We start from the raw sequence: 8,724 nt of genomic DNA, 5'->3' as shown, positions 1-8,724 counted from the left end.
GATGCGCACATAGTCGTGCGAGTTCGCGTTTGCGATCGGGCGGCGGATCGCGGCATAGCGCATGCCGTAATTGGTGAGCTGCACCTGGATGCGCGGGTTCTTGTCGGTCGAGGGACGAACCCAGTGATCGCCCTTGGCGGTCGCCTCGCCCTTGGCAGGGCGCATGTCGGAGGAGTGCAGCGTGGAGGAATGCGCCGAGTCGATCTGGCCCTCCATGATCTGCGCCCAGTTGCAGGGCAATTCCACTTTCGCGATCGCCACGCGCGCCTGATCATGCGGCGACCAGGGCGGCGCCTCGAATTCCGGCATCAGTTCAAGCGGCCCCATATAAGCCCAGACAAAGCCGCCGGCCTCGCGCGTCGGGTAGGAAAGATGTTTGGCTTTCTCCGGCAGGGCGCTGGCCTTCGGCTCCGACGGCATGTCGACGACGTTGCCGTCGGTATCGAACTTCCAGCCGTGATAGAGGCAGCGCAGGCCGCATTCCTCGTTGCGGCCGAACGCGAGCGAGGCCTTGCGATGCGGGCAGGCTTCGCCGAGCAATCCGGTCTTGCCGTTCGAGTCACGGAAGGCGACCAGCTTTTCGCCGAACAGCTGCACTCGTACTGGCGCGCCGTCGGCTGCCAGTTGTTCGGACAGCGCCGCCGGCACCCAGTGGCGGCGCATCAGTTGCCCCATCGGCGCGTCGCCCTCGACCCGGCACAGCAACTCATTTTCAGCGTGCGTCAGCATGGCCGCTTCCCTCCCGAAATTCCTTAGGGACCTAAGTATCCATATATCCAGACCCGGCCGCTCCGTCCAGAGTTTAGGCTGTCGGCTTCTTTTCTCACCCCTTTGTAGGGAGGGCGACGCGAGCCATAGGCGAACGTCCAAATGGCTCAAAAAGTGAGTTATACGCAACTTACAGAATGAGTATAACTGGACAGAAATGTAAAAATGCCATAGTTATACTCATATTGCAAAGTGAGTATAACAAAGGAGCAGCCATGGCCTCTCCCAAACTCGTCATGCAAACGACCTACGCCGAGTTACTGGACCGCTGCGCTAATGCGGCGTTTGACGAAGCCTTCGCCGAAGAAGGTGCGTTCGTCGCAAAAACGGTAAAGGATCGGAAGTATTGGTACTTTCAATCGGGCACCGGCGAAAGCCGAAATCAAAAGTATGTAGGCCCCGAAACACTTGAGCTGCTGGATCGAATAGCTCACCACCGAGAAATTCGCGACGACATCCTGGAACGACGTGCACTGGTATCGACCCTCGTAAGGTCCTTCAGTCTCCCCCGCCCAGTTCCAGAAATCGGCAAGGTGCTGAATGCTCTCGCCAAAGCGGGGGTGTTTCGACTTCGCGGCGTACTAGTCGGAACTGTTGCCTTCCAGACGTATCCAGCAATGCTCGGTGTCAGGCTGCCTGGCGCCCGAGTCCAAACGGGCGATGTCGATATCGCCCAATTCAAGGATGTTTCTATTTTCGTAGAAGATAGCACGCCCCCAGTTCTCGACGTGTTGAGGGAAGTCGATAGCTCCTTCCGGGCAGTACCGCATGTGCTCGATGGCCGACGCGTTACCAGCTACGCGGCAAAGAACGGCGTGAGGGTCGATTTTCTCACTCCTAACAGAGGAGAAGAAACGGGTCAGCCTCAGACACTTCCTGCTTTGCAAACCGATGCCCAGCCGCTCCGTTTCCTGGACTACCTGATCCACGAACCCGAACCGGCTGCAATATTGCATGACGCGGGTATCTACGTTCATGCTCCCGCGCCCGCACGGTTCGCAATTCATAAGCTAATCGTTTCGAGGCGCCGCCAGGAAGGAACGGCCAAGCGCGGCAAGGATGTACAGCAAGCCGAAGCGCTGCTGCGAGTACTGGCCGAGATGCGACCTCACGACGTGAGGCAAGCTTGGGATGAGGCTCGTGCGCGCGGCCCGCGTTGGCGACAATTGCTGGACGAAAGCCTGGCGGACGTGAACGGTTTCACTCGCGATCTAATGTTGAAAACGGTCGGTGCAGTTAGATCACTGGTTCCAGGTATCGACCTAACCTTCGAAAATCCCCCAGCGCGCTACGATTCCAGCCGTGACGTGGTTGCGTTCACAGGACAAGCAGTTGGTAAGCCCGTGACGTGCGCAATTAGCCGAGAGGCGCTCGATGACCATTTTGCAACCAACGAACTCGACAAGGAAGGCAAAGTCCAGGCGGTGCTCAAGAACAGAACGAAAATCGAGCAAATGATGAGGACCAAATATTTGACTTGGCCAATAGAAGAGCCAGACGCTCTGCTCATAAAGACTTCCGATGTCTCTACGCTGATCCGCTCTGGAGGCTGAGGTGCAGGCGTATCCGAACTATGGAAGCTGTTCGGAAGTCGGTTGGTCCGGACGGACGCGGCCGCAAAAGCATAACGGCCGCCCTCGCGGGCAGCCGTGCGGCATCGCAGCATGTAGCTGTAATGGAGGTAGCGAACTGGGCGGCCTAAATGCCGAAGATCCAGACCACGACGATGGTGCCGAGAACGGCGAGGCCCGATACGGTCCATCCTGCCGCGTACGCGCCCTCGTCATCCGGGGGCCGGTCCACCATCTCATCGCGCCATTCACTCATGAGAGCCTCCCTGAAGGCCATCTCGCTTTGCCTCTTGGCGAATAGGTCGCGCCCGGAGGCACAAGGTTCATTGCGAACCAATTCCGGAAGGTGCGATTGGGTTCCGGACGCGGTTGCGGCCTCTTCTCCCTCCCCCTTGTGGGGAGGGTGGATCATCGTAAGCAGAGCGAACGATGATCCGGGTGAGGTAGGAAGAGCCCCCACCCTGGCCTCAGCTTCGCTTCGGCCTTCCCTCCCCACGCGTTCCGCGGGGGGATAAAGAGGCCTCAAATCCGCTTCTTCAGCGCCGCGACGAAGCGATCGCCGTCTTCCTCGTCGTTGAAAACATGCGGCGAGACGCGCATGCGCGCCAACCGCGGTGCAACATAAATGCCGTCGGCGGCCAGCGCTTCGACCAGCCCGCCGGGAAGGCCACCGGCGAAATTGAGGCTCAGGATGTGCGGCGCACGAAACCGGGCGTCCATGATGCGGACCCTGCTGCCGCTCAAGCCTTCCACCATGCGGGAGGTCAGCATCTTGAGCCGTTCGGCGACCGCATCGGCCCCCCATTCGGCCATCATCTCCATGCCGATCGCCGCCATTTCCATCGAGATGAAATGATCGCGCTGGCCCATGTCGAACCGCCTGGCGCCGGTGACATAGGTCACATCGGCGAAATAGATCTCGGCGTCGGAGCGGATTTCGCGGCGGCTAAAGCCGGTCTGTTCCAGCGGAATGCCGTTCTGGTGGCGCCTGGCGATGTAGATGAAGGCGCGGCCATAGGGCCCGAGCAGCCATTTATAGGTCGGGAAGATCACGAAATCCGGATCGAGGCTCTTCACGTCCATCGCGATCACGCCAACAGCCTGTGTCGCATCGATCAGCAAAAGCGCGCCTTGACGCTTCAACGCCGCGCCGACCTTCGCGATGTCGATCATCCCGCCGTCCGACCAGTGCACCGAGGAGATCGAGGCCAGCGCCAGCCGCGGCGCGCCCACCCGCTCGATCGACGCCAGCACGGCTGCGGTCCAGTCACCGTCGAGCGGCTGGCGCACCGTCTCGACGGAAAAGCCGGCCGGGCCGGCGCGCGTCTGCCATTCCAGGATCGGCGAGGAATGGTCGTTCTCCAGGACCAGCACCCGCGTGTCGGCAGGGATCGCCAGAATCCTGCCGACGGTTGCGACGCCGTAGCTCACCGAGGAAATCAGCGCGACGTCGCTGGCTTCGGCATTGATCAGCCGCGCCGCGGCGGCTCTCGCGCGTTCATGCTGGCGGTTGGCGAAATCCGCATCCAGCGTCCACGGCGCAGCCTTGCGGCCGACGGCGTCGCGCGCGACCTCCTGGGTGCGCAGCGGCAACGGGCTATAGGAAGCCGAATTCAGGTAGCAGATTTCGCGCGGCACTCCGAACAGGCCGCGCTGCGAGGCGAGCATGTGTGAAACTCTTCGTCGGAAAGCACAAAGCCTAGCCGCGCCGGATCGCAGCCACCACCCCTACCAACGCAGTGCAGGATTCTCGCACCCGATATTTGAGCGCCGATGTTAGGCTCGCTCCCCCTGAAAGGGGGGAGGGTCGGGGCAGCCTTCATCGCGAAGCGATCCAGCTGTTCGTCATTCCGGGATGGTCCGAAGGACCAGACCCGGAATCTCGAGATTCCGGGTTCGCTTCGCGCCCCGGAATGACCATCTGCGGTCGGCTCAGTGCAGACGCACCGGGTTGGGGTTGGCCTCGTCGCCGCCGGCCCGCCAGTGTGACTGATAGACTTCGAGGATGCCGCGCGACATCCTGATATCGGCGCGCTTGAATTCGGCCTTCAGCTCCTCGAGCTCGCTCGATGAGATGCGGTGATTTTCCGCGCCGAGGAACAGAAGCGCCATCGCGGTCTCCCACGAGAAGCCGATCGCTTTCGACAGCACCAGGATCATGTCGCGCTTGTTGACGACGAACATCTGCTCGACGACATCTGCCGGCAGCGCACACAAAAGCGACATCCCGATGACAGCTTCCTCGAACCGGTGGGCAAGCGCATGCGCCAGAATGCTCTTCTCGGTGAGCCGGCCGGCGTTATAGCTCTCGGTGACGGCTCGCTTCAACGCGAGGAAGCTCGTTTGCCCGGTTCCGAACCTGGAATAGAGATTGCCGGCGGCATGGCCCACCGACGCTTCAATCTCGGGCGCCAGTTCCGGGCGTTCCCGTTCGAGCTTGCGCCGCACGTCTTCCGACGCTTTCGCGATCAGCTGGCGGAGCATCTGCGGCGGAATTTCCCTGCGCAGGCCGACCCGTTCGGCGAGTACGTTATCGGTTTCCGCGCGCTTGATCATCTGGCGGAATCCAAAGTCCGAAAAGCGGGCGCCATTGTTGGCGGCGACCGACTGCACGACTTCCTGATCGCCGCGCGTCACCAGTTCGTCGGTCACCTCGACCGGCACGGAGGCGCGCTTCGCAATCGCGAGCAGATGCGGCTGGCCCTTGCTGCGGATGTTTGCAACCAGCGATTTCGCGTCGAGCCGCGGCGAAAATTGCAGGACCGGTCCCGCAACCTCGATCGCATCGTCGAAGGCAAGCATCTGCACGACCTTCGGCGGGGCATTGTTGGAATGCGCCAGCCGGCGCGACAGTTCAGCGCGTGCCGCCGATTCGATTTCTTCAGTGAGCCGCGTGATGACATCGCCGAAGATGCGGATCTGCTCTTCGCTGAATTCGCCCTCGACGAGAATATCGGTCGCGTGCCACAGCGCCTTGGCGCGGCTCTCGCTCGAGCCGCGCTCAATTGCGTCATTGAGATCTTGCATCACGCCGCCGGTCTCAATCATCTCGCGCTCAAATACTGCTAGAATCGCAAATTATGGAGATAGCCATAGGCCCCAACTTTTAATGGCGCGGTCTCGCTTTCTCTCAAGTTTTAGGGACCCTGCGATTGCAGATACGCTTCATTAACACTGGCGCCGCGATCGCCGGACGTTCGTAGAACGCGATTTGTCCACGAAACCGCATGACTGCGTCCATTTGACAGCCTCTCCGGTGATCGCTTACCTGCATCTTGGGTAAGCCAAACAAGGCAATTATGGCGGCGAAGACCGTCAGCGCGGGACAGGGACGGAAAACGATGGATCAAATGACAACGCCTTCGGGCGCGGCGGCCGCGCGCGCGACGGACAATGCCATCGCGATTGCCGCCATCGCCGTGCTGATCGTCTCCTACGCCGTGAATGCGATGGACCGCACGCTGTTTCCGCTGATGCTGACCGACGTGCGCCGCGAATACGGCTTCAGCCTGCCGCAGGGCGGCTTGCTGTCGACGGTCTTCACATTGGGGATGACGCTCGCGGGCATTCCGACCGGCTATCTGATGTCGCGTTATTCTCGCAAAGCCGTGATCCAGATCGGCATCCTGATCTATTCGGCGGCGACCGTGATCACGGTGATCGCGACCGGATTTGCCGATATGCTGCTCTACCGCACGATCACCGGCATCGGCGAGGCGATGCAGCTCACCGCGTTGCTCGCGGTCTTCTCCAGCTACTTCTCGCGTAACCGTGCCGCGGGCGTGGGCCTGCTCAACTACGCCTATGCCGGAGGCGCTGCGATCGGGCCGTGGCTCGGCGCAAGGCTGCTTGTCGGCTACGGCAGCTGGCGTGCGCCGATGATCGCCTTTGGTCTCGTCGGATTTGCGATGATGATCCTGATCGCCGCCGTAGTGCGGCCCCACTTGAGCGAAACCAGGGGCGGGGAAAACCAGACCATCGCGTCCGGCGGCGCCGCATCGCTGAACAACCACAACACCATCGTGCTGGCTATTCTCAGCGTGCTGTTCGGGCTCGCGCTCTACGGCTATCTCGGCATGTATCCGACCTTCCTGCGCGAACACCTTCATTTTGCGCCGTCGGATGCCGGCCGCGTGATGAGCTTCTACGGGCTCGGCGTGCTGGTGTCGCTGTTCACGGGGTGGCTCGGCGACCGTTTCTCGACGCGACTCGTGCTGGCGTTGAGCTTTCTGGTCGCGAGCGGCGTCGCTGCGCTGCTCTTCAACGGGCCGGTCGATTTTGCCACCCAAGGCGCGCTGTCCTTTGTGCTGGGCGCGACCTTCAGCGGCACGATCTTCGTCAATCTCGCCGCCAGTCACGTCAAGGCGGTCGCCGCAAACCTCGCCGGGCGCGCGTCCGGCCTGTTCGTCACCTGCGTCTATGGTTCGGCGACGGTGGCCGGCTATCTGATCGGTTGGATCGCGAAGCTGTCGGGCTGGACCATTGCCGGCAATCTTCAGCTCGTGGCGCTGTGCATCGTCGGCGCCGCGGTCGCGCTGTTGCTGCGGCCCGAGCGGATGGCGCAGTCCAGGCAGGCGGCATAACATCGATGGCGATCGGCGAACTTCCCGTCGTCACCGTCAACGTCTTTCCCGGCGGCTTCAACTGGGCTGTCTATGTCGGAGAAGACAAAGGCTTCTTCGAGGACGCCGGCATTGCGGTCGAGGTGCAGGACACGCCGAACTCCGTCACCCAGATGACGGACTTTTCGCTAGGCAAGTTCGACATCGCGATGACCGCGGTCGACAACATCGTGGCTTACGTCGAGGGCCAGGGCGAAGCGCCGATCGGAGCTCAGAGCGATTTCATGGCGATCATGGGCAGCGACAGCAGCTTCCTGAGCCTCGTCGCATCGCCGTCGATTGCGCGGATCGAAGACCTCAAGGGCAAGACCGTATCGGTTGATGCCGCGACCACCGGCTACGCCTTCGTACTGTACGAGATCCTGCGCCGCCATGGCTTGAATAAGGATGGCTTGAATAAGAATGGATTGAACAAGGATGGCCTCGACAAGGACAAGGGCGATTACGAAATCGCCCGCGCCGGCGGCATGGTGCAGCGCTGGAATGCGTTGCGTGAAGGCAAGCACGCCGCGACGCTGCTGTCGGCGCCCTACAACATCGTCGCGCAGAACGCGGGCTTTACTGAACTGGTCAAGGCGATCGACGTCATCGGCCCCTATCAGGGCAACGTCGCTGCTGTCCGCCGTCCATGGGCGCAACAAAACCACAGCAAGGTTGAGGCCTATATCCGCGCCTATCGCCGTTCGATCGCGTGGCTCTATGAACCCGGCAACCGCGGCGAGGCGATGGCGATCCTGCGGCGCCATCTGCCGCAAATGACGCCGGAGATGGCGGACGCGAGCTACCGTGAATTGCTTGATCCCGCGCACGGCTTCTTCCGATCTTGCGAGATCGACCGCGCCGGTTTCGACTGCGTGCTCGAGTTGCGCAGCCGCTACGGCCTGCCGCACAAGCAACTCGACGATCCCGCAAAATATTGCGATCTGAGTTTCGGGTGATCCCTCCCCCTTGTGGGGAGGGTCGGCGCGAGTGATCCCGGCGACGCGAAGCGTCGTCTGGAGAGCGTCGGGGTGGGGGTCTTCGTCGCACAACGCCCCACCCGGCTCATCCTTCGCTTGCGCTCACGATGATCCACCCTCCCCGCTGCTCGCTTCGCTCGCGGGGGAGGGATAAAAATCACACCGCGGCGATCGTCTGAACCTCGACCAGAAACTGCTCCTGCACCAGGCGGTCGATGATGAGCAGCGTGTTCGGCGGATATTTCCCGTTCGGAAACATCTTCGGGAATTCGCGCAAGCGAAACGCCATGAATTTTGCAATGTCCTGCGAGTGCACCAGGTAGGTCGTGAACTGCACGACATTGCCCCACGACGCGCCGGCCGATTTCAGCGCCGCCTCGATATTGCGAAATACCTGCGTGGCCTGCGCGTCGAAATCACTCTCGCCGATCAGGTTGCCCCTGGCATCGCCCGACAGCATGCCGGCGATGAACAGGAATTCGCTCGCCTTCACGCGTGTTACATGAGTGTACTGCCCCATCGGGGCCCCGAGTTCGTTCGGATTATAGATGTTGAGTTCAGCTGACATGATCTTCCCGCCCTGACGCTTTTTTAAACGGTGTCTGCCGTCCGCCCTGCACTATTCGTCATCCCAAAGTTCGCCGCAAGCCGAAGCCGCCGCTATGTCCGTAGCGGGTGAAGATGTCGTATTTTTGTAGCTCGTGATCTGTCGCCTTCGTTGTTGAGTTTCGGAGGAGCCGGAAAGCGTGGACGGTTCCGCCAGCCTGGTCATGCCATGGATATTGCTGCCGGGTTAGCCCTCTG

Annotated in this window: 8 protein-coding genes; 3 read left to right on the top strand and 5 right to left on the bottom strand. The window is 61.4% G+C overall.

What is annotated here, in order from left to right:
• A partial coding sequence (locus M6D32_RS04725) for a Rieske 2Fe-2S domain-containing protein (protein ID WP_298253879.1) occupies positions 1-729 on the bottom strand: 729 nt, incomplete at its 3' end.
• Between the two features lie 254 nt (positions 730-983).
• Between M6D32_RS04725 and M6D32_RS04720 the strand changes: the two genes are divergently transcribed.
• The gene (locus M6D32_RS04720; RefSeq protein ID WP_298253877.1) at positions 984-2,321 is read left to right on the top strand and encodes a GSU2403 family nucleotidyltransferase fold protein; all 1,338 of its coding nucleotides are present in this window, start codon (positions 984-986) and stop codon (positions 2,319-2,321) included.
• 145 nt (positions 2,322-2,466) lie between these two features.
• Here M6D32_RS04720 and M6D32_RS04715 read toward each other — a convergent pair whose 3' ends face one another.
• From M6D32_RS04715 to M6D32_RS04705, 3 genes are all read right to left on the bottom strand, one after another.
• The gene (locus tag M6D32_RS04715; RefSeq protein ID WP_298253875.1) at positions 2,467-2,595 is read right to left on the bottom strand and encodes a hypothetical protein; all 129 of its coding nucleotides are present in this window, start codon (positions 2,593-2,595) and stop codon (positions 2,467-2,469) included.
• Between the two features lie 266 nt (positions 2,596-2,861).
• Positions 2,862-4,007 (bottom strand): aminotransferase class V-fold PLP-dependent enzyme, encoded by a 1,146-nt coding sequence (locus M6D32_RS04710; protein WP_298253873.1) that lies wholly within the window; start codon positions 4,005-4,007, stop codon positions 2,862-2,864.
• A 264-nt stretch (positions 4,008-4,271) separates the two neighbouring features.
• A complete protein-coding gene (locus M6D32_RS04705; RefSeq protein ID WP_298253871.1) occupies positions 4,272-5,387 on the bottom strand; it encodes a DUF2336 domain-containing protein in 1,116 nt (371 codons plus the stop codon).
• Positions 5,388-5,680: 293 nt separating this feature from the next.
• On the opposite strand from M6D32_RS04705, the gene M6D32_RS04700 reads away from it, so the two are divergent.
• Both M6D32_RS04700 and M6D32_RS04695 read left to right on the top strand, forming a co-directional pair.
• On the top strand, positions 5,681-6,922 hold the full coding sequence (locus tag M6D32_RS04700) for an MFS transporter (protein ID WP_298253869.1): 1,242 nt from the start codon (positions 5,681-5,683) through the stop codon (positions 6,920-6,922).
• A 5-nt stretch (positions 6,923-6,927) separates the two neighbouring features.
• Positions 6,928-7,899: an ABC transporter substrate-binding protein gene (locus M6D32_RS04695; RefSeq protein WP_298253867.1), complete on the top strand. Its 972-nt coding sequence runs from the start codon at positions 6,928-6,930 to the stop codon at positions 7,897-7,899.
• A 178-nt stretch (positions 7,900-8,077) separates the two neighbouring features.
• On the opposite strand, the gene M6D32_RS04690 is transcribed toward M6D32_RS04695, so the two are convergent.
• Complete coding sequence (locus tag M6D32_RS04690) at positions 8,078-8,488, bottom strand: RidA family protein (RefSeq protein ID WP_298253865.1); 411 nt, start codon at positions 8,486-8,488, stop codon at positions 8,078-8,080.
• Between the last annotated feature and the right edge of the window lie 236 nt (positions 8,489-8,724).

The sequence above is a fragment of the Bradyrhizobium sp. genome (assembly GCF_027307225.1).
Taxonomy (GTDB): Bacteria; Pseudomonadota; Alphaproteobacteria; order Rhizobiales; family Xanthobacteraceae; genus Bradyrhizobium.
The sequence above is the reverse complement of the archived record's forward strand: the minus strand, read 5'-3'. Positions and strand labels throughout refer to the sequence as shown.

What these genes read in the sequence shown, in the direction of transcription:
- M6D32_RS04720 (WP_298253877.1), top strand. Translation starts at nt 984, where the DNA reads ATGGCCTCTCCCAAACTCGTCATGCAAACGACCTACGCCGAGTTACTG.
- M6D32_RS04715 (WP_298253875.1), bottom strand. Translation starts at nt 2,595, where the DNA reads ATGAGTGAATGGCGCGATGAGATGGTGGACCGGCCCCCGGATGACGAG.
- M6D32_RS04710 (WP_298253873.1), bottom strand. Translation starts at nt 4,007, where the DNA reads ATGCTCGCCTCGCAGCGCGGCCTGTTCGGAGTGCCGCGCGAAATCTGC.
- M6D32_RS04705 (WP_298253871.1), bottom strand. Translation starts at nt 5,387, where the DNA reads ATGATTGAGACCGGCGGCGTGATGCAAGATCTCAATGACGCAATTGAG.
- M6D32_RS04700 (WP_298253869.1), top strand. Translation starts at nt 5,681, where the DNA reads ATGGATCAAATGACAACGCCTTCGGGCGCGGCGGCCGCGCGCGCGACG.
- M6D32_RS04695 (WP_298253867.1), top strand. Translation starts at nt 6,928, where the DNA reads ATGGCGATCGGCGAACTTCCCGTCGTCACCGTCAACGTCTTTCCCGGC.
- M6D32_RS04690 (WP_298253865.1), bottom strand. Translation starts at nt 8,488, where the DNA reads ATGTCAGCTGAACTCAACATCTATAATCCGAACGAACTCGGGGCCCCG.